This is a genomic window from Actinomadura luzonensis (assembly GCF_022664455.2).
Lineage (GTDB): Bacteria > Actinomycetota > Actinomycetes > Streptosporangiales > Streptosporangiaceae > Nonomuraea > Nonomuraea luzonensis.
Genome location: NZ_JAKRKC020000003.1, coordinates 82,022 through 105,195, shown reverse-complemented (window position 1 = coordinate 105,195; position 23,174 = coordinate 82,022). Strand labels below are relative to the sequence as shown.

24 protein-coding genes are annotated in these 23,174 nt (G+C 74.3%); 8 read left to right on the top strand and 16 right to left on the bottom strand.

The window, feature by feature from the left end; all coding sequences use genetic code 11:
• Positions 1 to 14 precede the first annotated feature (14 nt).
• Entirely contained in the window at positions 15 to 653 is a 639-nt protein-coding gene (locus MF672_RS45540; RefSeq protein ID WP_242374663.1) for a class I SAM-dependent methyltransferase family protein, read from the bottom strand.
• 54 nt (positions 654 to 707) lie between these two features.
• Here MF672_RS45540 and MF672_RS51665 point away from each other — a divergent pair, with 54 nt between their 5' ends.
• Complete coding sequence (locus MF672_RS51665) at positions 708 to 1,172, top strand: NUDIX domain-containing protein (RefSeq protein WP_302893401.1); 465 nt, start codon at positions 708 to 710, stop codon at positions 1,170 to 1,172.
• A gap of 7 nt (positions 1,173 to 1,179) precedes the next feature.
• Here the strand turns inward: MF672_RS51665 and MF672_RS45530 are convergent, their stop codons facing one another.
• Positions 1,180 to 2,526, bottom strand: coding sequence for a M20/M25/M40 family metallo-hydrolase (locus MF672_RS45530; RefSeq protein WP_242374662.1), 1,347 nt, complete (start codon positions 2,524 to 2,526; stop codon positions 1,180 to 1,182).
• Positions 2,527 to 2,793: 267 nt separating this feature from the next.
• On the opposite strand from MF672_RS45530, the gene MF672_RS45525 reads away from it, so the two are divergent.
• The gene (locus MF672_RS45525; RefSeq protein WP_242374661.1) at positions 2,794 to 4,176 is read left to right on the top strand and encodes an aspartate aminotransferase family protein; all 1,383 of its coding nucleotides are present in this window, start codon (positions 2,794 to 2,796) and stop codon (positions 4,174 to 4,176) included.
• Positions 4,177 to 4,238: 62 nt separating this feature from the next.
• The gene (gene ald / locus MF672_RS45520) at positions 4,239 to 5,348 is read left to right on the top strand and encodes an alanine dehydrogenase (protein ID WP_242374660.1); all 1,110 of its coding nucleotides are present in this window, start codon (positions 4,239 to 4,241) and stop codon (positions 5,346 to 5,348) included.
• A 1-nt stretch (position 5,349) separates the two neighbouring features.
• Here ald and MF672_RS45515 read toward each other — a convergent pair whose 3' ends face one another.
• From MF672_RS45515 to MF672_RS45475, 9 genes are all read right to left on the bottom strand, one after another.
• Entirely contained in the window at positions 5,350 to 6,735 is a 1,386-nt protein-coding gene (locus MF672_RS45515; protein ID WP_242374659.1) for a tetratricopeptide repeat protein, read from the bottom strand.
• Positions 6,736 to 6,800: 65 nt separating this feature from the next.
• Positions 6,801 to 7,643, bottom strand: a complete 843-nt coding sequence (locus tag MF672_RS45510; protein ID WP_242374658.1) for a sulfite exporter TauE/SafE family protein — start codon at positions 7,641 to 7,643, stop codon at positions 6,801 to 6,803.
• A gap of 125 nt (positions 7,644 to 7,768) precedes the next feature.
• On the bottom strand, positions 7,769 to 8,041 hold the full coding sequence (locus MF672_RS45505) for an SHOCT domain-containing protein (RefSeq protein ID WP_242374657.1): 273 nt from the start codon (positions 8,039 to 8,041) through the stop codon (positions 7,769 to 7,771).
• A gap of 135 nt (positions 8,042 to 8,176) precedes the next feature.
• Positions 8,177 to 8,548, bottom strand: coding sequence for a VOC family protein (locus MF672_RS45500; protein WP_242374656.1), 372 nt, complete (start codon positions 8,546 to 8,548; stop codon positions 8,177 to 8,179).
• Entirely contained in the window at positions 8,532 to 9,296 is a 765-nt protein-coding gene (locus MF672_RS45495; protein ID WP_242374655.1) for a class I SAM-dependent methyltransferase, read from the bottom strand. The genes MF672_RS45500 and MF672_RS45495 overlap by 17 nt, the downstream gene beginning before the upstream one ends.
• Before the next feature lie 46 nt (positions 9,297 to 9,342).
• Positions 9,343 to 9,798 (bottom strand): Clp protease N-terminal domain-containing protein, encoded by a 456-nt coding sequence (locus MF672_RS45490; RefSeq protein WP_242374654.1) that lies wholly within the window; start codon positions 9,796 to 9,798, stop codon positions 9,343 to 9,345.
• Positions 9,799 to 9,808: 10 nt separating this feature from the next.
• Positions 9,809 to 10,048: a helix-turn-helix domain-containing protein gene (locus MF672_RS45485; RefSeq protein ID WP_242374653.1), complete on the bottom strand. Its 240-nt coding sequence runs from the start codon at positions 10,046 to 10,048 to the stop codon at positions 9,809 to 9,811.
• 32 nt (positions 10,049 to 10,080) lie between these two features.
• A complete protein-coding gene (locus MF672_RS45480) occupies positions 10,081 to 10,728 on the bottom strand; it encodes a response regulator (RefSeq protein ID WP_242374652.1) in 648 nt (215 codons plus the stop codon).
• Positions 10,725 to 11,840, bottom strand: coding sequence for a sensor histidine kinase (locus tag MF672_RS45475; RefSeq protein WP_242374651.1), 1,116 nt, complete (start codon positions 11,838 to 11,840; stop codon positions 10,725 to 10,727). The genes MF672_RS45480 and MF672_RS45475 overlap by 4 nt, the downstream gene beginning before the upstream one ends.
• Before the next feature lie 94 nt (positions 11,841 to 11,934).
• On the opposite strand from MF672_RS45475, the gene MF672_RS45470 reads away from it, so the two are divergent.
• Positions 11,935 to 13,665 (top strand): gamma-glutamyltransferase family protein, encoded by a 1,731-nt coding sequence (locus MF672_RS45470; protein ID WP_242374650.1) that lies wholly within the window; start codon positions 11,935 to 11,937, stop codon positions 13,663 to 13,665.
• On the opposite strand, the gene MF672_RS45465 is transcribed toward MF672_RS45470, so the two are convergent.
• Together MF672_RS45465 and MF672_RS45460 are read right to left on the bottom strand one after the other, a co-directional pair.
• On the bottom strand, positions 13,655 to 15,112 hold the full coding sequence (locus tag MF672_RS45465) for a flavin-containing monooxygenase (protein ID WP_242374649.1): 1,458 nt from the start codon (positions 15,110 to 15,112) through the stop codon (positions 13,655 to 13,657). The two genes, MF672_RS45470 and MF672_RS45465, sit on opposite strands and share 11 nt — an antisense overlap.
• A gap of 111 nt (positions 15,113 to 15,223) precedes the next feature.
• On the bottom strand, positions 15,224 to 15,403 hold the full coding sequence (locus tag MF672_RS45460) for a hypothetical protein (RefSeq protein ID WP_242374648.1): 180 nt from the start codon (positions 15,401 to 15,403) through the stop codon (positions 15,224 to 15,226).
• A gap of 105 nt (positions 15,404 to 15,508) precedes the next feature.
• Here MF672_RS45460 and MF672_RS45455 point away from each other — a divergent pair, with 105 nt between their 5' ends.
• Both MF672_RS45455 and MF672_RS45450 read left to right on the top strand, forming a co-directional pair.
• On the top strand, positions 15,509 to 16,291 hold the full coding sequence (locus MF672_RS45455; protein WP_242374647.1) for an SURF1 family protein: 783 nt from the start codon (positions 15,509 to 15,511) through the stop codon (positions 16,289 to 16,291).
• A gap of 3 nt (positions 16,292 to 16,294) precedes the next feature.
• Entirely contained in the window at positions 16,295 to 16,606 is a 312-nt protein-coding gene (locus MF672_RS45450) for a DUF3817 domain-containing protein (RefSeq protein WP_242374646.1), read from the top strand.
• Between the two features lie 33 nt (positions 16,607 to 16,639).
• On the opposite strand, the gene MF672_RS45445 is transcribed toward MF672_RS45450, so the two are convergent.
• The 3 genes from MF672_RS45445 to MF672_RS45435 form a co-directional block, all read right to left on the bottom strand.
• Entirely contained in the window at positions 16,640 to 16,834 is a 195-nt protein-coding gene (locus MF672_RS45445) for a tail-anchor membrane protein (RefSeq protein ID WP_242374645.1), read from the bottom strand.
• 119 nt (positions 16,835 to 16,953) lie between these two features.
• The gene (locus MF672_RS45440) at positions 16,954 to 18,036 is read right to left on the bottom strand and encodes a protein kinase (protein ID WP_242374644.1); all 1,083 of its coding nucleotides are present in this window, start codon (positions 18,034 to 18,036) and stop codon (positions 16,954 to 16,956) included.
• A gap of 30 nt (positions 18,037 to 18,066) precedes the next feature.
• Positions 18,067 to 18,921: an arylamine N-acetyltransferase family protein gene (locus tag MF672_RS45435; RefSeq protein ID WP_242374643.1), complete on the bottom strand. Its 855-nt coding sequence runs from the start codon at positions 18,919 to 18,921 to the stop codon at positions 18,067 to 18,069.
• A gap of 72 nt (positions 18,922 to 18,993) precedes the next feature.
• Between MF672_RS45435 and MF672_RS45430 the strand changes: the two genes are divergently transcribed.
• Both MF672_RS45430 and MF672_RS45425 read left to right on the top strand, forming a co-directional pair.
• On the top strand, positions 18,994 to 19,677 hold the full coding sequence (locus tag MF672_RS45430; protein ID WP_302893400.1) for a response regulator: 684 nt from the start codon (positions 18,994 to 18,996) through the stop codon (positions 19,675 to 19,677).
• Positions 19,674 to 23,174: a DUF4153 domain-containing protein gene (locus tag MF672_RS45425; protein ID WP_242374642.1), complete on the top strand. Its 3,501-nt coding sequence runs from the start codon at positions 19,674 to 19,676 to the stop codon at positions 23,172 to 23,174. Before MF672_RS45430 ends, MF672_RS45425 begins: the two co-directional genes overlap by 4 nt.

Sequence of the window (23,174 nt, the reverse complement as noted above, 5' to 3'; positions counted from 1 at the left end):
CGGCGCGCGCCCGCTCAGCGCAGCCGGTCGTACCCGACGAACCGGAACATCCGCTCCGTGCCCTCCAGCGGCAGGGGCGTCCCGGTGAACCGGTGGACGCCGACCCCATACCCGGCGCCGGGCTCCGACACCCACTCCAGCTCGAAGCCGTCCTCCTCGAACCACCCGCACATGCGCGGTACCAGGTCGGGCTCCTCGCGGTGCCGGGTCCAGATCACCCTGCCCCCGCTCGCGCACAGGCGCGGGAAGAAGCCGATGGTCCGCCGCACGTCCTCGTCGGTGACGTTGCCGAAGATCCCGCAGGCCAGGACGAGCCCCGCCGGCGCCAGGCCCGCGTACCCGCCCGTCAGCGCGGCGTCGCCCGCCACCACCTCGACCTGGTCGAGCCCGTGCGCCGCGGCGGCCGCCCTGGCCACCTCGCAGTTGCGGGGGTCGAGCTCCACCAGCCGCGCCCGCACGTCCGCCCGCCGCGGATGCCCGGCCAGCACGGGGATGACGTCCCGGCCCTGCCCCGCGCACATGCTGATCACCCGCACCGGCCCGCCGGGCGCCGCGTCCAGCGCCGCCCTGACGCGCTCCTGTACCACTGCCAGCCGCCGCGCCAGCCGCGAGCCGGGGCGGTCGTACTCGTCGTGCCAACCGTTCCAGTCCATGACGAGAAACTATGGCGCGGGAACGTACCGATGATCGAGTCGCTAAGGAGCGCGGTGACACGGCTACTCGTCCGGGTGTGGCGGCTGCTGGGCGGCCGGCTGCGGTGGCGGCTGGTGTGGCTCACGCACGCCACGTTCATGGTCGGCGTCACGGGCCTGGTGCGCGACGGCGAAGGACGGCTGCTCGTGCTCCGGCACCGGCTGTGGCCGGAGAGGCGCCCCTGGGGCTTCCCCACGGGCTACGCGCGGCGGGGGGAGACGTTCGAGGAGACCGTCCGGCGCGAGGTCCGCGAGGAGACCGGCCTGGACGTGCGCGTCGGCCGCCTCCTGCGGGTCCGCAGCGGCTACGCGCTGCGCGCCGAGATCGCTTACGCGGCCGTCCTGACGGGCGGCACGCTCCGGCTCGACCCCCTGGAGATCCTCGAAGCCCGCTGGTGCCTCCCCGACGACCTCCCGGAGGGCCTCCAGCCCGCCCACCGCGAGCTGCTGGAGGACGCGCCCCCCGGGGCGGCCGGCTGAGGTCGGGTCAGGAGGCGGGGGAGCCGAGTTCGAGGAGGAACAGGGCCTCGGTGGTGGCGACCTTGCGCAGCTCCTCCAGGTCGACCCGCTCGTTCGGGGCGTGGCAGCCGGCGTCCTCGTCCTCGGCGCCGAACAGCAGGATCTCGGCCGCGGGGAACTGCCGCAGCAGCGTGTTGACCAGCGGGATCGAGCCGCCGGCGCCGACGTCGCGCGGCGGGCGGCCGAAGGCGCGCTCCATGGCGCGGTTGAGCGCGGCGCGGGCGGTGCCGCCGGAGTCGGCCTGGAAGCCGGAGCCGACGGTGAAGTCGCCGAAGCCGACCTGCACGCCCCACGGGGCCACCTGGCGCAGGAAGTCCACGACGGCGTTGACGGTCGTCTTCGGGTCGCCGGCCGGCGGGACGCGGACCGTCACGCGGGCCCTGGCCACCGGCTGCACCGCGTTGACGGCCTGCGCGACCGAGGGGACGTCCAGGCCGGTGACGGTGATGGCGAAGGACGACCAGAGGCGGTCGGCCAGCGAGCCCGAGCCCACCAGCGAAACCCCGTCGAGGACGCCCGCCGTCTTCCTGAACTCCTCCTCCGACGGCCCCTGCCCGAGGAAGGCGCCGCGCGGCAGGCCCGGGACGCGGACGTCGCCGTTGTCGTCGTGCAGCGAGGTCAGCATGCGCATGAGGGCGGCCAGCGCGTCGGGCGCGGCGCCGCCGGCCGAGCCGCTGTGGACCGGCTCGCGCAGCGTGCGGACCTCGATGGTGAAGGCGGCCATGCCGCGCAGCGACGTGGTGACGGCCGGGTCGCCCACGCGCGGGTTGCCGGTGTCGGCGACCACGACGGCGTCGGCGCGCAGCAGGTCGGGGTTGCGCTCGACGAACGCCTCCAGTCGCTCGCCGGCGTACTCCTCCTGGCCCTCCACGATGACCTTGATCCCGACCGGGAACCGGCCGCGGAAGGCGCGCAGGGCGGCGACGTGGGACATGACGCCGGACTTGTCGTCGGCGGTGCCCCGGCCGTACAGGCGGCCGTCGATGAGGGTCGGCTCGAACGGCGGCGTGCGCCAGGCGGCCGGGTCGCCGGCGGGCTGCACGTCGTAGTGCGCGTACAGCAGCACGGTGGGCGCGCCGGGCGGGGCGGGGGCCTCGGCGTAGACCGCGGGGAAGCTGCCCTCGACGGCCACCTGCTGGACGTGCGGCAGGCCGGCGGAGCGCAGCAGCTCCTCGGTCAGCGCGGCGGCGGCGAAGACCGGCTCCTCGGGGTGCCCAGGGAAGGCCACGGAAGGGATGGCGGCCAGCCGCTTCAGGTCCTCGACGGTCTGGGGCATCGAGGCGGCGACGGCGCTCTCTATCTGGTCAGGAGTCACGGGACGTTCCCCCGGGGGTTGTTCTCGTCGAAGCTGGACAGTTTGCGTCTCATTGGATCACACCCGCTCGCCGACCTGGGACGCAAACCGGTAAACGGGATGAAACGGACAGGGTGACAGGGCCAAATCTACAATGCGGATTTCGTTGCTGTTACAGAGCGCTTCTGCGGATCTCGATTTTCTTGCACAGTGCTGCGACCGATTCGCTTGGCAAACCCTGCGTGAACAGGCAAACTTGGGTCAGTTCAGAGACGAGGGAAGATAGCCATGACGCAGCCGGAACACGACGTCCTGAAGGCCGCGCAAGACAACCTGTGGTTGCACTTCACGCGACACAGCGCCTACCAGCAGTCCGAGATCCCCACCATCGTGCGCGGTGAGGGGTCCTACGTCTACGACATCCACGGCAGGCGCTACCTCGACGGCCTGGCCGGGCTCTTCGTCGTCCAGGTCGGCCACGGCCGCCAGGAGCTCGCCGAGGCGGCCGCCAAGCAGGCCCAGGAGCTGGCCTTCTTCCCTCTGTGGTCCTACGCCCACCCCAAGGCCGCCGAGCTGGCCCAGCGCCTGGCCGCGCACACCCCGGGCGAGCTCAACCGCGTCTTCTTCACCACCGGCGGCGGCGAGGCCGTCGAGACCGCCTGGAAGCTCGCCAAGCAGTACTACAAGCTCGTCGGCAAGCCGCTCAAGCACAAGGTCATCAGCCGCCAGATCGCCTACCACGGCACCCCGCAGGGCGCCCTGTCGATCACCGGCATCCCGGCGTTCAAGCAGATGTTCGAGCCGCTGGTGCCCGGCTCCGTCCGCGTCCCGAACACCAACCACTACCGCGCCGACGAGATCACCGGCGTCCCCGGCATGACCCCCGAGCAGTACGGCATCTGGGCGGCCGACCGCGTGGCCCGCGCCATCGAGATGGAGGGTCCCGACACGGTGGCCGCCGTCTTCGCCGAGCCCGTGCAGAACGCCGGCGGCTGCTTCCCGCCGCCCCCCGGCTACTTCCAGCGGCTGCGCGAGATCTGCGACGAGTACGACGTCCTGCTCGTCTCCGACGAGGTGATCTGCGCCTTCGGCCGGCTCGGCACCATGTTCGGCGGCCAGAAGTTCGACTACGTGCCCGACATCATCACCTGCGCCAAGGGCATGACCAGCGGCTACTCGCCCATCGGCGCGATGATCGCGCACGAGCGGCTGTTCGAGCCGTTCAAGGACGGCGACACCATGTTCGCCCACGGCTACACCTTCGGCGGGCACCCCGTCTCGGCCGCCGTCGCCCTCGCCAACCTCGACATCTTCGAGCGCGAGGACCTCCTCGGCCACGTCACCAGGAACGAGCCGCTGTTCCAGAAGACCCTGGACGAGCTGCGCGACCTGCCCATCGTCGGCGACGTGCGCGGCTCCGGCTACTTCTGGGGCATCGAGCTGGTCAAGGACAAGGCGACCAAGCAGACCTTCGACGCCGACGAGTCCGAGCGGCTGCTGCGCGGCTTCCTGTCCAAGGCGCTGTTCGACGCCGGGCTCTACTGCCGGGCCGACGACCGCGGCGACCCCGTCATCCAGCTCGCGCCTCCGCTGATCGCGGGCCCGCGGGAGTTCGAGGAGATCGGCTCCATCCTGCGCGGCGTGCTCACCGAGGCGTGGACGCGCATCTGAGCTCCTCCAGCACCCCTCAGCCCGGCACGACGGCGTGCCGGCTCCCGAAAGGATCCACCGCCATGAAGATCGGCGTCCCTGCCGAGGTCAAGAACCACGAGTACCGCGTGGCCGCCACACCCGCAGGCGTCCACGAACTGGTGCGCAACGGCCACGACGTCATGGTCCAGCGCGGCGCGGGCCTCGGCTCGCACATCACGGACGAGGAGTACCTCTCCGCCGGCGCCAAGATCCTCGACACCGCCGACGCCGTCTGGGGCGAGGCGGAGATGGTGCTCAAGGTCAAGGAGCCCATCGCCGAGGAGTACCACCGGCTGCGCGAGGGCCTGGTGCTGTTCACGTACCTGCACCTGGCCGCCTCCCGGGCCTGCACCGACGCCCTGCTGGGCGCCAGGACCACCGGCATCGCGTACGAGACCGTCCAGGTCGGCCACAGCCTGCCGCTGCTCGCCCCCATGTCCGAGGTCGCGGGGCGGCTCGCCCCCCAGGTCGGCGCCTACAACCTCATGCGCTTCAACGGCGGGCGCGGCGTCCTGCCCGGCGGCGTGCCCGGCGTGGCGCCGGCCAAGGTCGTCGTCATCGGCGGCGGCGTGTCCGGGCTGAACGCGGCCCAGATCGCGGTCGGCATGGGCGCGGACGTCACCGTCCTCGACACCAACGTCGACCGGCTCCGCCACATCGACGCCATCTACCAGGGCCGGCTGAAGACCCTCGTCTCCACCCGGTACGCCATCGAGCAGGAGGTGCTGCAGGCCGACCTGGTGATCGGCGCGGTGCTGATCCCCGGCGCCAAGGCCCCGACGCTGGTCAGCAACGACCTGGTCAGCCGGATGCGGCCGGGCTCGGTGCTGGTCGACATCGCCATCGACCAGGGCGGCTGCTTCGAGGACTCGCGTCCGACCACGCACGCCGAGCCGACGTACAAGGTGCACGAGTCGATCTTCTACTGCGTGGCCAACATGCCGGGCTCGGTGGCCAACACCTCCACCTACGCCCTGACCAACGCCACCCTCCCGTACGCGGTCAAGCTGGCCAACCTGGGCTGGCGGGAGGCCCTGCGGGCCGACGCGGCCCTCGCCGCCGGCCTCAACACGCACGACGGCCGGCTGACGAACCAGCCCGTCGCCGAGGCCCTCGGCCTGCCGTTCACCCCGGTGGCCGAGGTGCTGTAGGTCACTCCAGGCCGAGCCGCCCGCGCAGGTCGCGGGCGGTGGCCAGGACGTGCTGCACCTCCGCCGGGCTCGGCCACGGCGCGGTGCCGGGGCGCAGCAGCGTGCCGCGCACCGACGCCAGGTGCTCGACCGCGCTGGTGTGCGCCCCGCTGCGCCGCACCAGCCAGCCCACCACGTCGGAGTGGTCGTGCAGCGGCCTGGTCATCAGGTCCCAGGTGGCCAGGATCTCGGTGAGCCCGGCCGCGTCCAGCGCCTCGCCGCCCCGCCGCCCGGTGGCGGCGGCGGCGAGCTCGGCCCGCGCGGCCAGCTCGGGCTCGGCCGGCCGGGCCCAGACGGGCGGCGGCGGGTCGGACAGCCACCGGTGGGCCTCGCCCAGCTCGCCGGAGGCCGTCAGCAGCCCGCCCAGCTCGACCGCGGCCCCGTGGTGGCCGGCCCGCGCCGCCTGCCCGAACCAGTGCCGCCCCCCGGCCAGGTCGCCGAACTCGGCGATGAGCAGCAGCCCGTAGGTGAAGGCGGCCTCGGCGTCGCCGCCGGCCGCGGCCCGGCCGAACCAGTGGCCGGCCGTCCCGCAGTCGCCCAGCTCGACGCAGACGAACCCGGCCATGCGCTGGTCGTCGACGCGGCCGGCGTTGGCGGCGCGCTCGTACCAGGCCCGCGCGGTGCGGAGGTCGCCCCTGGACAGCGCGATGCCGCCGAGCCAGGAGGCCGCGCCCGGGTGCTCGCTCCTGGCGGCCAGCCGGTAGTACGCCTCGGCGCCCTCCGGGTCGCGGCAGGCGTCCAGGTAGAGGCCCATGCAGTAGGCGGACTCGACGTGGCCGCCCCGGGCGGCGAACTCCCACCACCGCACGGTCTCCTCGTCCTCGCCGGCGGCGTAGGCGAGGAAGCCGAGGTCGTGGGCGGAGGCGGTGTCGCCCTCGCCGGCCGCGCGGCGGTGCCACTCGCGCGCCGCGGCCTGCTCGCCGGCGTCCTCGCAGACCAGCGCCAGCCGGCGGGCGGCGACCCGGGAGCCGGCCCGGGCGGCCAGCTCGTACCAGCGGCGGGCGCCCGCCACGTCGCCGCGCTGCTCCAGCAGGAGCGTGGCGAGGTTGGCGGCGGCCTCGGCGTCGCCGGTGACGGCGGCGCTCTCGTACCAGGTGACGGCCTCCTCCAGGCTGCCGTGCTTCTCGTGCCAGATGCCGAGGTTGAAGGCGCTGTCGACGTTGCCGGCGGCGGCGGCCAGCTCCCACCACTGCCGGGCGGACGCGCGGTCGCCGTGCTGGGCGTAGAGCCTGCCGAGCCGGTGCGCGGCCTCCGGGTCACCCGTGAGGGCGGCGGTCAGCAGCTCGGGCTCCTCGCCCGTTCGCGGCGCCGGCACGGCGGGCGCCGCCACCTCTCCTTGCCACACCATAGGGCACAGACTGGCACGTGATCATCCGATCGCGAACGGTAATCGCCGACAACGCGCGGCTGGGGTCACCGGAAGTCGACGAACCCGGTGTACATGCCCATGCCGCAGACGTAGCGCAGCGTGCCGGGCGGCCGCGGCGGCAGGCGCACGGTGGCCGGGAGCGCGACGTCGCGCCCGGCGATGCTGACGGTGCTGGTGCAGCCCCGGTCGGCCACCTTGAAGACGATCTCGACCGGCGTGTTCGCGGGGACGGTCACCAGGGCCGGGCGGTAGCCGGTGCGCGTGGCCCACACGGTGACCACAGGGGAGACCGGTCCGGCGGCGTCGGGGGCGGCGGCGGGCAGCCAGCCGGCCAGGTTGAGCCCGGCGCCGGCGGTCCAGAGGCCGGCGGCGATCGCGACCACGGCGGCCGCCCTGGCCAGGCGGGTGCGGGAGATGCGCCGCAGCACGTACCCGAGCAGCGCGAACGCGGGAGCGGTGCCGGCCACGAACCCCGCCATGGCCGCCGCCCCCTCCAGCGGCGAGCCGCTGGAGACGGCGATCATCTCCATGCCGATCGTCATGCCGCACGGCACCAGGACGGTGGCCGCGCCGAGCAGCGGCGCCCTGAGCCGGGAGACCTCCCGCCCGGGCCGCGCCGCGCAGTGCCCGCGCCGCAACATCCGCACCGCGAACACGATCACCACCACGCCGGCCGCGACGAGCAGCACGGCGCGGGCCGCGGGCGGCAGGCTGACGGCCGAGCCGAGCAGCCCCAGCAGCGCCCCGGCCAGCGTGTACGACGCCAGCCGCCCCGCCAGGAACCACCCCACCGCCGCCGGGTCGCCGCCCCGGCCGACCAGCCCCATCAGCAGGCCGCCCTGGGTGGCGGCGCACGTCGCGGTGCCCGCCACCAGCCCCGCGGCCACCCCGCCGGCGAGCAGGGCGGCGGCTTCGGCGCTCAGGGGACGCGCTCCGTGCCGGATCGCATACCTGTACGGTAGTGCGCTCCGGCGGATGCGGCCAGTGACAGATCTCGCACGGTTGGTGACGTTTACGCGGAGGCGTTCCGGAGCACGGACATCTTCTCGAAGTACTCGTCGTCGCTCATCTCGCCCCGCGCGTACCGTTCGGCGAGGATCTGCTCCGCGCCCGCCGTCGGCGCCGCTGGAGCCGCCGCCTGCGGGCGGCGCGGCCCCCACCAGCCGCGGCGCCGGGCCGTGACGGCCAGGGCGACGACGGCGATCCAGAACAGCCCCCACAGGGCCGGGAAGACCGGCCAGAAGCCGCCGCCCCAGTGGGGCGTCAGCAGCGCGATCGTGTGCATGTTCTCCTCCTTTGTCGTGGTACCTCCAGGGTCCGCGGAAGGAGGCCGCGGCGAATCGTCCGCCGGTCGCCGCTCGCGCTGCGCCCGGCGGAGTGCGCGGCGGCGCGCCCCGTACGCCCGCCGGGGTAGCCGCCGTCAGAACACGCAGAACTCGTTGCCCTCGGGGTCGGTCATCGTCACCCACGAGTCGTGGACGGCCTGCACGGCGGCGCCCAGGGCGGTCAGCCTGGCCACCTCGGCGGCCTGGTCGGCGGCCTGGAGGTCGAGGTGGAGCCGGTTCTTGACGACCTTCCGCTCGGGCACCCGCTGGAACCACAGGCGCGGCGGCCCGCCCTCCAGCAGCACCGTCGGGTCGTCCTCGGGGTCGTCGACGCCCTCGGCGCGCAGCCGGGCCAGCTCGGCCTCGTCGTACGGCGCCACCGCGTAGCCGTCGAGCGCCGCCGCCCAGAACCGGGCCAGCGAGGCGGGGTGCCGGCAGTCGACAACGAGGTCACGCAGCCGGGCCACCGGGCCTCCTCGCCTCGATGAGGAAACGGCTGGAGTGAGCGACGAACGGGCCCTCGGCCTCGATGCGCTCGTGCAGCGCGCGCAGCCGGCCGGCGTACCGCTCGACGGAGAAGCCCGGCACGATCCAGATGACCTTGCGCAGGAAGTAGACCACCGCGCCGATGTCGCCGAACTCCATCCGCAGCCGCTCGAAGCGCAGGTCGACCACGCGCAGCCCGGCGGCCTCGGCGGCCGCCCTGGCCGCGCCGACGTCGCGGGCCGAGCCGTCGAGCGGGCCGAGGAACCACTCGGCCAGCTCGAAGACGGTGCGCGGCCCGACCTGCTGGGACAGGTAGGAGCCGCCGGGGGCGAGCACCCGGGCGATCTCCGGCCAGTGGGTGCGCACCGGGTGCCGGGCGGTGACCAGGTCGAAGACGCCGCCCGCGAACGGCAGCCGCTCCGACCCGTCGTCGGCCACCACCCGGGCGCCGCGCGGGCGCAACCGGGAGGCGGCCAGCTCGAGGTTGGGCGGCCAGGACTCGGTGGCCACGGTCACCGGCGGCAGCACCGGCACCCCGGCCAGGATCTCGCCGCCGCCGGTCTGCAGGTCGAGCGCGGCCCGCGCGGCCGCCATGCGCCCGGCGAGCAGCCGGGAGTAGCCCCAGGAGGGGCGTTCCTCGGTGGCCCGGCCGTTCAGCCAGGAGAAGTCCCAGCCGTCCACGGAGACCGTGGCGGCCTCGTGGACCAGGTCGTCGTACGTGCGCCGCATCCTCCGACCATGACCCGCCCGCGGCGGCCGGATCAACCGAATATCGTCAGGCGAGGCGGGCGCGGACGGCGGCGCGGTCGATGCCGAGCCGGTCCACGAGCTGCGCGACCGGGTCGGGGCGGCCCTGGGCGAGCAGCGCGAGGGCGATCTCCCGCGGCGCGGCGGCCGAGCGCGTCCTCGCGGTGGTCTGCTTGATCGCCCGGTTGATGACGGCCCGCGCGCTGGAGGTGAGCGCGGTGCCGGGCACCGGGGGGTGCTTGCGCGGGGTGCGCGGCACGTCGCCGACGTCCAGGCCGAGCATGCCCAGCGCCTCCCTGTCGAGGTCGTCGAGCGCGGCCCGCGCCCCCTCCACCCCGACGCCGAGCGCCCGCGCCGACTCCGGGTGGTGCAGCAGGCCCAGCAGCAGGTGCTCGGTGCCGAGCCGGCGGTCGCCGCGCTGCCTCGCCTCCTCCAGGGCGGACTTCACGACCACCGCGAACGGGCTCTTCTCCCTGCCGAACATCGTGATCCCCTCACTTCCCGTACTTGGCGTGCACGGACTGGCGGGACATGCCGAGGGCGTCGCCGATCTGCTCCCACGTCCAGCCCTGCTCCCGGGCCTGCGCGACCGACAGGGCCTCGACCTGCTCGGCCAGGCGGTGCAGCGCGCCGACGGCGCGGAGGCCGAGGGCGGGGTCGTGGGCCCTGATGCGCCCGGCCAGCTCGGTCAGGTCCGTGCTCGTGTCCCCGCTCGTTGCCCTGCTCTCCACCATGCTGTCAGTCTAGACTGACAGCAGGATCGGCGTCAAAGCCAGCCGGGCCGCACCAGCCCCGACTCGTAGGCGATGACGACGAGCTGCGCCCGGTCGCGCGCGTGCAGCTTCATCATGGTCCGGCTGACGTGGGTCTTCGCCGTGGCCGGCGACATGAAGAGCTTGGCGGCGATCTCGTCGTTGGTCATGCCGGTGCCGACCAGGGACAACACCTCCCGCTCGCGCTCGGTGAGCGTGTCGAGGCCGTCGGCGGCGACCGGCTCCTTGGCGCGGGAGGCGTACTCGGCGATCAGGCGGCGGGTCACGCTCGGCGACAGCAGCGCCTCCCCGGCCGCCACCACCCGGACGGCCTGGATCAGCTCGGCGGGCTCGGTGTCCTTGACCAGGAAGCCGCTCGCGCCGCTGCGCAGCGCCTCGAAGACGTACTCGTCCAGCTCGAACGTGGTCAGGATGATGATCCGCGGCCCCGCCGGCATCCGCCGGGTGGCGGTCAGGCCGTCGGTGCCGGGCATGCGGATGTCCATCAGCACCACGTCGGGCCCGTGCTCCCCGGCCAGCCGCACCGCCTCCGCCCCGTCGGAGGCCTCGGCCACCACGGTCATGTCCGGCTGGGCGTCCAGCAGCGCCTTGAAGCCCGCGCGGACCAGCGCCTGGTCGTCGGCCAGCAGCACCTTGATCATGAGGTCGTCTCCTCGGGTAGGGGCAGCCGGGCCTCCACCTGGAAGCCCGTGCCTGAGGGGCCCGCGACGAGCGTGCCGCCGAGCGCGGCGGCACGCTCGCGCATGCCGGGGATGCCGTTGCCGCCGCCCGACCCGGCCAGGACGGCCGGCCGGGTCGCGCCCGTGTCGCTCACCCGCACCACCAGCTCGCGCGGGCCGTACTCCAGCCGCACCGCGACCGGCGAGCCCGGGGCGTAGCGCCCGGCGTTGGTCAGCGACTCCTGCACGATCCGGTACGCGGCCCGCTCGACCGCCGGCGGCAGCGGGCGCGAGCCCTCGCGCGTCAGCTCCACCTCCAGGCCGGAGCGCTCGACCAGCTCCGCCAGCCGGTCGAGCCCGGCCGTGGGGGAGCGCGGCGCGCCGTCGCGCAGCACGTTGAGCACCGAGCGCATCTCGCCCAGCACCTCTTTGGAGGCCGTCTTGATGGTCGCGAGGGCCGTCCTGGCCTGCTCCGGATGATCGTCCATGAGGTGCAGCGCGGTCGAGGCCTGCACGTGGATCAGCGAGATGTTGTGCGCGAGCACGTCGTGCAACTCCCGCGCCATCGTCAGCCGCTCCTCGCTGGCCTGGCGGCGGCTCTCCTCCTCGGCCGCGCGCTGCTGCTGGGCGCGGCGCTCGCCGGCGATCCTGGCCAGCTCGGCCGCGACCATGGTGAGCAGGATGAACGAGGACACCGCGAGGTCGTGGAAGAGGCCGCGCTGCGGCTGGTGGGTGCTCCAGGCGTAGACGATGAACAGCGCCAGCGACACCCCGGCGAGGATCCACGCGGTCGGCCGGTGCCGCCGCGACACCAGCCAGAACAACATGACGATCGGCGAGATGAAGATGCCGCCATAGGGGTAGCCGCCCCAGATGAACAGGTACACGGCCGCGAAGGCCACCAGAGCCGTGGGGATCGGGTACTTGCGGTGCACCACGATCATCAGCGGCCCGGCCAGCAGCAACGCGTACGCCCACGGGTCGAGCGGCTGCCTGAAGGCACGCTGCCCCCACTCCGCGCCCTGCGACAGCACGATCTGGAAGACGGCCGTGATGAGGGCGAGATACGGGGCGAAGCCGGACTTCGAGCGCACGGGTCAACGCTAGATGAACGCCCTGACCAGCGCATCATCCCCAGGTCGCAGGGGGCCCTACCGCGCCGGGCGTAGCTGGTGTTTCGTGGGAGGCATGCGCCGAGTGATCGTTCCCGCAGCAGCAGTCCTCATCGCGCTCGTGCCGGCCGGTCCCGTCCTGGCCGCCGAGCCCCAGCAGAAGGTCCCGGTCGCCGAGGGGTACGGCGGCGCCGCCGCCACCGTCGACCTCGACGCCACCAAGGCCGCCGTCGCCGTGCTGAGGCGGGGCGGCAACGCCGTGGACGCCGCGGTGGCCGCCGGAGCCGTCCTGGGCGTCACCGAGCCGTACTCGGCCGGGCTGGCCGGCGGCGGCTTCCTGGTCTACTACGACGCCGCGCGGCGCAGGGTCCACACCATCGACGGCCGCGAGACGGCCCCGAAGGCGATGACGGCCACCACGTTCGAGGGCATCCCGTTCGACGAGGGCGTCACCAGCGGCCTGTCGGCCGGCGTGCCCGGCACGCTCGCCACCTGGGACCTGGCCCTGCGCCGGTTCGGCACGCTCTCGCTCCGGCAGGCGCTCCAGCCCGCGATCGAGGTCGCCTCCAAGGGCTTCGTCGTGGACCAGACCTTCTACGACCAGACCGCCGCCAACGCCGCCCGCTTCAAGGACTTCACCTCCACCGCCAAGCTCTACCTGCCGAACGGCGCGCCGCCGCCCGTCGGCTCGGTCTTCAGGAACCCGGAGCTCGCCGACACCTACCGCGAGCTGGCCAGGCGCGGCCCCGGCTGGTTGTACGGCGGCCGGCTCGGCCAGGAGATCGTGGCCACCGTCAAGCGGCCGCCGGTCACCCCGGGCAGCACCCGCAACGTCCGCCCCGGCCTCATGGAGCTGTCGGACCTGACGGCCTACCGCGCCCTGCTCCGCGAGCCCACCAAGGTCACCTTCAAGGGCCTCGACGTGTACGGCATGGCGCCCCCGTCCTCGGGCGGCTCCACGGTCGGCGAGGCGCTCAACATCCTGGAGGCGCTGCCGCAGGTGGGCGTGCACGAGTACCTGGAGGCCTCGCGGCTGGCCTTCGCCGACCGCAACGCCTACGTCGGCGACCTGCCCGGCGTCCCGCTGAAGGAGTTGCTGTCCGACGGCTTCGCCAAGGAGCGGGCCTGCCTGATCGGCGAGCGGGCGCTCACCAGCCCGGTCGCGCCCGGCAGCCCCGACGGCTCGTACGGGCCGTGCGCGCAGCCGACCGGCACCGCCACGCCGACCGCGGCCGAGGGCCCGGAGACCACGCACCTGGTCGTCGCCGACCGCTGGGGCAACGTCGTCGCCTACAACCTCACCATCGAGTCCACCGGCGGCAACGGCATCGTCGTGCCCGGCCGCGGCGTGCTGCTCAACAACGAGCTGACCGACTTCACCTTCGGCCCGGCCCCCGGCGACCCCAACCTGCCCGGCCCCGGCAAGCGGCCCCGCTCGTCGATGGCGCCCACGCTGGTGTTCGAGGGCGAGCGGCCGGTGCTGGCCGTCGGCTCGCCCGGCGGCTCGACGATCATCACGACCGTGCTGCAGATCCTGGTCAACCGGTACGAGTTCGGCATGAGCCTGCCGGACGCGCTCGCCGCGCCGCGCGCCACCCAGCGCAACACCGCGCAGACGCAGGCCGAGCAGGCGTTCCTGGACCGCTACCGGAGCGAGCTGGAGGCCCGCGGGCACAGCCTCGTGCTCAACCCGGAGATCGGCGCGGCCACGGGGCTGGAGCTCCTCGGCCGGGGCCGGGTCCAGGCCGTGGCCGAGCCGGCGCGGCGCGGCGGCGGCAGCGCGATGGTGGTCAGCCCTAGTAGATGAGCTCGTAGGCGCCGGGCTTCACCCGTCTCGTACGCGCCCAGTACTCGAAGGAGAAGCCCGGCCAGATCGTCCGGTTCACGCCGTGCTCGTCCAGGTACCAGGAGTGGCAGCCGCCCGCGTTCCACACCATCGGGTCGAGCCGGGCGCGCAGGCGGCGGTTGAAGGCCGCCTGCGCCTCCTGGCGCACGTCCAGGGCCCTGGCCTGGGTCCTGGACAGCAGGCGCAGGCACTCGACGACGTAGCGGGCCTGTGACTCGATCATGAACACGACCGAGTTGTGCCCGAGGCCGGTGTTGGGGCCGAGCAGGAAGAACAGGTTGGGGAAGCCGCTGGTCGCGATCCCGTAGTACGCCTCGACGCCCTTGCTCCAGGCGTCCTGGATCCGGCGCCCGCCGCGCCCGGTGATGTGCCGGCCGGCGAGGGCGTCCACGACCTTGAAGCCGGTGCCGTACACGATCACGTCGGCGGGGTGCTCGCGGCCGGCGGCGTCCAGCAGCGAGCGCTCGCGGATCTCGGTGACCGCGTCGGTGACGAGGGAGACGTCGTCCCGCATCAGGGCGGGGTAGTAGTCGCTGGAGATGAGGATGCGCTTGCAGCCGATCCGGTAGCCGGGAGTGAGGGCGCGGCGCAGGCCGGGGTCGGGCACCTGCCGTTCCAGGTGGCGCAGGGCCAGGCGCTCGTGGGCGGCCATCAGGCTCGGGTGCACGGCGAAGCCGAGCGCCCGGGTCTCCAGCGCCCAGTAGATGCCGTCGCGCAGGGCCCGGGCCGCGCCGGGCAGGCGCAGCAGGCGGCGGGCGGCGGGGGAGAAGGCGAAGTCGGGCTTGGGGTGCAGCCACGGGGGCGTGCGCTGGAAGACCGTCACGTGGGCGGCCTCGGGGGCGATCCGGGGGACGATCTGGACGGCCGAGGCGCCGGTGCCGATGACGGCGACGCGTTTGCCGGTCAGGTCCGCCGAGTGGTCCCAGGCGGCGGAGTGGAAGGCGGGGCCGGCGAACGCCTCCCGCCCCGGGATATCCGGAAATTTCGGGATGTGGAGGGCGCCGATCGCGCTGACCACGGCGTTGGCCCGCATGGTCGCGCCGCCCTCGGTGGTCACCGTCCACGAGCGGCGCCCGTCGTCGTACTCCAGGCCCGTCACGGCCGAGCCGTGCCTGATGTGCGGGGTGACGCCGTACTTGTCCGCGCACGAGCGCAGATAGCGCTGGATCTCCTCCTGCGGGGCGAACATCCGCGACCAGCCGGGATTCAGCTCGAACGAGTAGGAGTACATATGCGACGGCACGTCGCAGGCGCATCCGGGGTAGGTGTTGTCGCGCCAGGTCCCGCCCGGCTCGCCGGCCTTCTCCAGGACGACGAAGTCGTGGTACCCGGCTTCCTTCAGCTTCACGGCCATGCAGATCCCGGCGAAGCCGGCACCCACGATCACGATCCCTGGCTGTTCACGCACGCGTGGACCTCCTATTGGACGGTATGTCCAATGTAGGTCATATGAGCGGGATGAGGGAATGGCGAAAAACCGCCACGGCGCCGCGGCGGGTCGTCCCGACGGGACCCGGGGTCAGCGCAGGAGCAGGAAGGCGACCACGCCGATGATCGCGATGCCCAGGACGACCGCGATGATGGGCAGCAGGGGCGACTTCTTGGGCTTGGCCGCCGCGGCCGCCTCCTCCTCGCGCGCCTGAGCGAAGGCGCGGAAGGCCTGGGTGTTGCCCGCGGGGTCGATATGCTGGTCAGACATGGGCGCAAGCCTAGCGGCATCGGCTGTGACGTTTGTGCCTTTTGGCGGCATTCCTCGGGGCAGCCTGATGACGGGACCACCCTGCCCGGCGGATAGCTTGGAAGCATGCTCAGGACCCTCCTCTCGCCGCGCCTGATCGGGCTGCACCTGCTCACGATCGGGGTCCTGGTCGCGTTCATCCTCCTCGGCCGCTGGCAGCTCGGCGTCTTCGAGGACTCCGGCAGGCCGAGGGCCGCCGCCGACCCCGCGCCGGTGCCCGCCGCCACGCTCGCCCCGCTGTCCGCCCAGCTCACCGGCGAGGTCGTGGGCCGCAGGGTGACCGCGGAGGGCGAGTACGACGCCACCCGCCAACTCCTCGTCGCCGACCGGCGGCCCGACGTGGACGCGCCCGGCGGCAACGTCTCCCGCGACGACGGCTACTGGGTGCTCACCCCGCTCCGGCTCGACGACGGCACGCTGATGCCGGTGGTGCGGGGCTGGACGCGCACGAGCGACGACCCGGCCGTGGCCGACGTGCCGCGCGGGCGGGTCACGGTGGCCGGGCGGCTGCGTCCCCAGCAGGGCACCGACAGCGTGCAGCGGCGCAACGAGGGGCTGCCCGCCGGCCAGGTGCAGACGGTCTCCACGGGCGAGCTGGTCAACCTGTGGACGGGTCAGAAGGTGCGCACCGGGTTCGTGGTCGCGCAGCCGCCGTCCGGCGCGCTGGCGCAGGTCAAGGTCGCGCCGCCGGCGACCGAGGGGACCCTGACCTGGCGTAACCTGGCATACGCCGCCAACTGGTGGATCTTTGCAGGATTCGCCGTGTTCATGTGGTTCCACTTCGTACGCGACGCCGTACGGACGGATCGGGATCGTGGCACATCCCCTGAGATGGCTCTGGAAGGTTAAAACGTGGAATCGGCTCTCAAGCCCTTCCGGGTGCTCGCCTACGTCGTCGGCTGCATGCTGCTCATCCTGTGCGCCGCCATGGTGCTGCGCTACGGCTTCGGCGAACCGGCCCTGTCGAAGATCACCGCCCCGATCCACGGCGGGTTCTACATGATCTACCTGGTCACCGTCATGAACCTGGGCATGAAGGCGCGCTGGTCGTGGCCGTACATGCTGGGCGTGATGCTCGGCGGCACCGTGCCGTTCCTGTCGTTCCTCATCGAGCGCAGGGTGACGCGGCGCGTGCAGTCGGCGCTCGCCGCGGCGGAGGCCTGAGGCCCGGTCGGGAGGGCCCCCGCCGCCCGGCGCTCAGCGGCCGAGTCCGCGCCGGCGGGCCCTCTTCAGCCGCTCGCGCTGCGAGGGGTCGAGCATCAGGTAGCCGACCACCGGGGCGCCGATCGCGGCGAGGATCACCAGCAGGGTGATCCAGCCCGGCAGGGGCAGGATCCACGTGACCACGACGGCGATGGCCGCGCCGATGACGTACTTCTGGATGGGCGACATCCTCTTCCTCCGAACGCGGAGCGCGCGCCCCGCCTCTCCCACATTCTGCGTCGTCGATCCAACGAGCGGGACCCTCCGCGGGTTCCCACTCGCGATGTATCGCAAATTCACCGGCTCGTTCAGCCGCGCCGCCGCTCGAACCGGCGCAGCTCGCCCGCCAGCTCCTCCGGCGACGGCCGCTGCCCGGGGTCGCCCGACAGCAGCCGGACCAGCAGCGGCGCCAGCGCGCCCGCGCGGGCCAGCGGCGCCCCCGGCGCGGGCGGGCGGCCCTCCACGGCCGCGTACAGGGTGGCCCCGAGCGACCACAGGTCGGCCGCCGGGCCGCTCCCGCCCTCCGGGGCCGTGAACGCCGGCGGCGTGCCCGACCGCACCGACGGCAGCAGCGTCGCCCGCCCCTCGCCGTCCACCAGAACGTTCCCGGGATGCACCCCGCCGTGCGGCCCCTGCCCGCGCAGCAGCCGGTCCACGACCGCGAGGCCGATCGCCGCCACCTCGGCGGGCGGCAGCGGCCCGAGCGCCTCGATGAGCCGGTCCAGCGGCTGGTCCACGGCCAGCCGGTCCAGCGTCTCGCGGACCACCTCGACCGGCGGCGGCCCCGACGGGCTGAGCAGCGCCCTGATGAGCGACCGCAGCGGCTCCGGACCGGCCGCCGGAGCCTGGCGGGGCGGCCGGCCCTCGACCGCGAAGTGCAGCGTCGCGCCCAGCGACCACAGGTCCGCCGACGGCCACGTGCCGCGGCTCGGCAGGCCGAACCCGGTCAGCGCCGCCCGTCCCCGCGCGGTCAGCAGCACGGTGCCGGGCTCGACGTTGCCGTGCACGTACCCCGCCGCGTGCGCGGCCGTCAGCGCGGCCAGCACCCCCACGCCCGCCCGGGCCGCCTGCATCACCGGCAGCGGGCGGCGCGAGCCCACCGCCGCCTCCAGCGTCGTCCCCTGGACGGCCGCCATGACCAGCCACGGCACGCCGTCCTCGGCCACCACCACGTCCAGCACCGGCACGATCGACGGGTGCCGCAGCGCCACCGCCGCCCGCGCCCGGTGCAGCGCCGCCTCGCGCAGCTCGGGCGGCAGGCGTAACTCCCTGACCGCCACCTCGCGGCGGCCGGACTCGTCGAAGGCCGGCCGCACCGGCCCCCCGGACGAGGGCTCGAGCAGCCGGTAACGCCCGGCCAGCCTGCTGGTCCCGCCCATGTCGAGGTGCACGACGACCTCCGCTACCCTCGCCGGTCACCGTCACGTCGCCTGGCTCGCCAGCCAGGCGACGTGCGCGCTGTGCACCTTGCGCCACAGCTTGTCCTTCTCCGCCGCGCCGACGTCGTCCAGCGGCAGGCGGAAGACGTCGGCGAGGGCCGCGAAATAGTCGCGGGCGGTGTCCAGGGTGACCGAGTCCGCGCCCGCGCCGATCCGCGACAGCGTGAGCCCGCGCATCAGGTCCACGCCCGAGCCGTCGCGCCGCGCCACCGACGCCACCCGCACGAACCCCGACTCCGGTGACGTCGTCAGATGCCGGTGCATCTCCGCGAACGCCGACATCTCCGCCGGCGCCGGGTCGAAGTCCATGCCCTGGAACGAGCCGGCCGGGTCGTGCTCCAGCCGCCAGCCCCCCGGCGCGACCTCCGACGGGCGCAGCGCGTAGGTGAACGGCCCCTGCCGGTACGTGCCCGCCACCAGCGGCAGCGGCTCGTGCAGCGCGTCGCCGAGCCCGAGGTCCACCAGCCACTCGCCGCCCGGGTTGTCCGGCGAGGGCAGGCCGCGGGCGGTCAGCACCAGATGGTTGGCCGTGACGCCCGGCTCGCCGCCGCGCGGCTGCACGCCGCCGACGTGCCGGGTCACGTCGTAGCCGAGCGCCGTCGCGAGCGCCCAGAACGCGCCGTTCAGGTGGAAGCAGTAGCCGCCCCGGCCGCGCAGGATGCGCTCGGCGGACTCGGCCGGGTCCACCGTCGTCGGGCGCTCCAGCCAGATCTCCAGAGCTTCGTAGGCGACCCTCTCGACGTGGGCCGTGTGCAGCAGGCGCAGGCCCTCGGCGGTGGCGGGGGCGCCGAGCAGGTGCGGCAGGCCGATGCGGCGCAGGTATGCGGCGGTGTTCACCAGCCAAGTCTGCACCGTATGTGCACGCTTCAGGAGGTGTGGTCTGCACAGCGCGCTTCTAGGCTTTCCTCCGTGGCAGAGCAGCGACGCATCCTCGTGGTCGAGGACGACCAGACGATCGCCCTGGCCGTGCGGAACCGCCTGGCCGCCGAGGGGTTCGACGTCCGGGTCGCGGGCGACGGGCAGGACGCCCTCGTCCAGTACGCCAGGGCCGAACCCGACCTGGTGATCCTCGACCGGCTGCTGCCCGGCCTGGACGGGCTGGAGGTGTGCCGGCGCATGCAGGCCGCCCGGCCGGTGCCGGTGCTCATGCTGACCGCGCTCGGCGACGAGACCGACGTCCTGGTCGGGCTCGGCGTCGGGGCCGACGACTACCTGGCCAAGCCGTTCAGCATGCGCGAGCTCGTGGCGCGCATCCACGCGCTGCTGCGCCGGGTCGAGCGGGCCGCTCAGCTCGCCGCCGAGGACACCGTCATCAGGGTCGGCGAGGTCGAGATCGACACCGCCGCCCGGCGGGTGTTCGTGCGCGGCGCCGAGGCGCAGCTCACCCGCACCGAGTTCGACCTGCTGCGGCGGCTCGCCGAGCGGCCCGGGCAGGTCTTCGAGCGCGACCGGCTGCTGCAGGACGTGTGGGGCTTCTCCGAGGCCGCCGCCACCAGGACGGTGGACAGCCACGTCCGGGCGCTGCGCCGCAAACTCGGCCCCGACGTCGTGCGCACCGTGCACGGCGTCGGGTACGCCCTGGTGCGGCGATGAGACCGCTCGACTTCCTGGGCCGGATCAAGGTCAAGCTCGGCATCGTCATCGTGCTGGCCGTCGGGACGGCCTTCGTCGTCAACGAGGTCGGCCTCAACTCCGGCCTGTCGCGCGAGGTGCGCATCGCGGTCGCCGTCGTCCTGGCGCTGATCATGGTGCAGCTCCTCGCCATGGGGATGACCAAGCCGCTGCGCCAGATGGCCCGCGCCGCCCAGACCATCGCCAAGGGCCACTACAAGCTGCGCGTCAGCGCCACCTCGCGCGACGAGGTCGGCGAGCTGGCGCGGGCGTTCAACGCCATGGCGGCCGACCTCGCCGAGGTGGACCGGCAGCGGCGCGAGCTGGTCGCCAACGTCAGCCACGAGCTCCGCACCCCCATCACCGGGCTGCGGGCCGTCCTGGAGAACGTCGTGGACGGCGTCTCCGCGCCCGACCCCGTCACCATGGCCACCGCGCTCGCCCAGACCGAACGGCTCGGCCGGCTCGTGGCGCAGCTCCTCGACCTGTCGCGGCTGGACAGCGGCGCCCGGCTCATCGAGGCCGAGGCCGTCGCGCTCGCGCCGCTCTTCGAGCAGGCCGTCCGGGAGGCGGGCCTGGCCAGGGAGGACGTCACGATCCGGGCCGAGGCGCCGCCCGACCTGGTGGTGCGGGCCGACCCCGACCTGCTCGCCCAGGTCCTCGCCAACCTGCTCGACAACGCCGTCCGGCACAGCCCGGCGGGCGGGGCCGTCACCGTGCGCGGGGCGGCGCGCGGGGCCGGCGTGCTGATCGCGGTCGCCGACCACGGGCCGGGCATCCCGGAGGCGGCGCGGGGGCGGGTGTTCGAACGCTTCTCGCGGCTCGACTCGGGGCGGGCGGCCGACTCCGGGGGAGCCGGGCTGGGGCTGGCGATCGTGAAGGAGATCGTGGAGCTGCACGGGGGATCGGTGCGGATCGACGACGGCCCAGGGTGCCGGATGGTCGTCGAATTACCAGGGAGGACGATGATGACCGACGGGCCGGAAGGGGCCGGGCCGGAGAGGGTCGGGGCGGACGGGGGCGCCGTTTCCCGGGAGACGGCGCCTGGGACGGCTGGTCCCGCGGCGCTCGCCCCCGCGGGGGCCGTGGCCGCTGAGGGCGGCTCCGGGCAGGCCGGTCCCGCGCCCGCCGTCGCGCCTGAGAGCGTTCCGGGCGGCGTGGAGGGGGCCTGGGCCGCTCCGGCGCGCGCCGCCGGGCCAGGGACAGGGACGGGCGGAGGGCCGGTCGCCGACGGTGCCGGGGCTCCCAAGCCGGCTCCCGTGGCTCCCAGGGCGGCTGCCGGGGCTCCGGGGGCGGCGGCCGGGGTGGGGGTGCGGATGCCGTCGCCCGGGTCGGGGCTCGCCCGGATGATCGGCGGGGGCGTCGTCGGGGTGATGGTCGGCTTCCTGGCCGGGATGTTCGCCGCCGTGTTCGTCAGCGTGACCATCGGGGACGGGCTGGCGCTCGTCACGCTCGTCCTGTGCACGGCCGGGGCGGGGTCGGTGGGCGCGGCCATGGGGGCGGCTTCGGCCCGGCGGGCGGCGGCCCTGGCGTACCAGGTGGCCCACGCCTCGCGCCCGGCCGGGCACTTCGCCGCCGCCCTCTGGCCGCTCGCTCCGGTGCCGCACGGGACCCCGGGCGCGCAGACGACGCAGGCGGGCGGCCTCGAACCGGCCGCGCAAACCATGAACCGGCCACCGGACGGGGCCGGCGGACGAGGGGACGGAGCCGCGGTGCACACGGAACAACCGGGAGGAACGGCGGACCGCCCGGCGGCGGCCGCCGCGGGACAGGCGACGGCGGGCGCCCCCGGGCAGCCCCAGGCCGCGGGGACGGCCGGGCAACCGCAGCCTGCGGGGACGGCCTGGCAGCTCCAGGCCGGGCCGCCGCAGTCTGTGGGGATGGCCGGGCCGGCGCAGCCCGTGGGCGTGGGCGGGCCGCCGCAGCCCGTGGGCGGCGGGCCGCAGGTGGCGTCCTCGGCGCGGCCGGTGGAGCAGGTGTATCGCGGTCAGGGAGGGCCGCCGGCGTACGTGCCGCCCCCGCTGTTCCCGCGCCCCGAGCTGCCGGAGACCCCGCGCTGGCTGCTCCCTGCGGCCGGCGGGGCGGGGGTGTTCGCCGCGGTGGCGTTGCCGGAGGCGCAGGCCGGGCTGGGGTTCGTGCTCGTGGCGATGGTGCTCGGCGCGGCGGCGCTGCCGGCCGTGGTGCGGCGGATGACGCCGTGGACGGTGGCCTTCGGCCTGACCGCGTACTGGCTGATCTCGATGGCGGCGGTGCGCGACGCCGACTGGCTGGTGACCGTCCTGCTCATGGCGGGGGCCGGGCTGGGCGCGCTGGCCGTGTCGGGGGCGGGGGCGGGCTGGCTCGGGGTGCTCAGGGGCGGCCTGTCGGTGCTGCTGGCGCTGGGCCCGGTGCCCTGGTTCCTGGCCGTGCCGCTGAAGAGGCTGACGGCCCGGCGGCGGGTCATGCCGATGGTGGCGGCGCTCGGCCTCACGGTGGTGCTGCTGCTGGTGTTCGGGCTGCTGTTCGCCTCGGCGGACGCGGTGTTCGCCTCGTACGCCGAGCGCCTGATGAGCGCCCCCGACTGGGCGGAGTCGCTGCCGGGGCGGATCGTGCTGTTCGTGGTGTTCGCCGTGCTGCTGGCGGCCGTCGTGCTGGTCGCGCTGCGGCCGGTGGCCGACCCGGTGGGGCCGGCGCACAGGTTCGCGGTCAGCAGGGCGGTGTGGCTGGTGCCGCTGACGGCGGTGAACGTGCTGTTCGCCCTGTTCGTGGCGGTGCAGATCACGGCGTTGTTCGGCGGCAACCGGCTGGTGCTGCGCACGGCGGGCCTGACCTACGCCGAGTACGCCAGGCAGGGCTTCTTCCAGCTCGTCGTGGTGAGCGTCTTCGTGCTCGGCATCGTGGCGGCGGCGGCCGGGCTGCTGCGCACCGGGCGGCGCGAGCGCTGGGTCCTCGCCGTCCTGCTCGGCGTGCTCTGCGGGCTGACCATGGTGGTGCTGGCCTCGGCCCTGCACCGGATGAACCTCTACACCGACGCCTACGGCCTGTCCCGGCTGCGGCTGTCGGTGCAGGCCACGGTCTGGTGGCTGGGCGCGGTGTTCGCGCTGGTGCTGCTGGCCGGCGCGGTACGGCTGGCCGGGCGCGGCTCGGGCTGGCTGCCGCGCGTGATCGTCCTGGTGACCGGGCTCGGCGTGGGCGCGTTCGCGCTGGTGAACCCCGACCTCCAGGTCGCCGCCACGCAGGTGGAGGTGCGCGGCGTCACCAAGCTCGACTCCGACTACCTGGGCGACCTCGGCGCGGAGGCGGTGCCGGCGCTGGACCGGCTGCCCGAGCCGCAGCGGAGCTGCGTGCTGGCCGACGTGATCAGGGCGAACGAGCTGGACCGGCCGGATCCGTGGAACGGCTGGAACCTGGCCCGCGCGAAGGCCCGCGACCTGCTGGCCGCGCATCCCCTCCACAGCACGGCGTCGTGCGAGGGGCGGGCCTCCGGGCGCTCTGATTGA

Bases quoted from the DNA above. Each gene is read 5' to 3' on its own strand.
- MF672_RS45540 (WP_242374663.1), bottom strand. From the start codon at position 653: ATGGACTGGAACGGTTGGCACGACGAGTACGACCGCCCCGGCTCGCGG.
- MF672_RS45525 (WP_242374661.1), top strand. From the start codon at position 2,794: ATGACGCAGCCGGAACACGACGTCCTGAAGGCCGCGCAAGACAACCTG.
- ald (WP_242374660.1), top strand. From the start codon at position 4,239: ATGAAGATCGGCGTCCCTGCCGAGGTCAAGAACCACGAGTACCGCGTG.
- MF672_RS45515 (WP_242374659.1), bottom strand. From the start codon at position 6,735: ATGGTGTGGCAAGGAGAGGTGGCGGCGCCCGCCGTGCCGGCGCCGCGA.
- MF672_RS45505 (WP_242374657.1), bottom strand. From the start codon at position 8,041: ATGCACACGATCGCGCTGCTGACGCCCCACTGGGGCGGCGGCTTCTGG.
- MF672_RS45495 (WP_242374655.1), bottom strand. From the start codon at position 9,296: ATGCGGCGCACGTACGACGACCTGGTCCACGAGGCCGCCACGGTCTCC.
- MF672_RS45490 (WP_242374654.1), bottom strand. From the start codon at position 9,798: ATGTTCGGCAGGGAGAAGAGCCCGTTCGCGGTGGTCGTGAAGTCCGCC.
- MF672_RS45485 (WP_242374653.1), bottom strand. From the start codon at position 10,048: ATGGTGGAGAGCAGGGCAACGAGCGGGGACACGAGCACGGACCTGACC.
- MF672_RS45480 (WP_242374652.1), bottom strand. From the start codon at position 10,728: ATGATCAAGGTGCTGCTGGCCGACGACCAGGCGCTGGTCCGCGCGGGC.
- MF672_RS45470 (WP_242374650.1), top strand. From the start codon at position 11,935: ATGCGCCGAGTGATCGTTCCCGCAGCAGCAGTCCTCATCGCGCTCGTG.
- MF672_RS45460 (WP_242374648.1), bottom strand. From the start codon at position 15,403: ATGTCTGACCAGCATATCGACCCCGCGGGCAACACCCAGGCCTTCCGC.
- MF672_RS45455 (WP_242374647.1), top strand. From the start codon at position 15,509: ATGCTCAGGACCCTCCTCTCGCCGCGCCTGATCGGGCTGCACCTGCTC.
- MF672_RS45445 (WP_242374645.1), bottom strand. From the start codon at position 16,834: ATGTCGCCCATCCAGAAGTACGTCATCGGCGCGGCCATCGCCGTCGTG.
- MF672_RS45425 (WP_242374642.1), top strand. From the start codon at position 19,674: ATGAGACCGCTCGACTTCCTGGGCCGGATCAAGGTCAAGCTCGGCATC.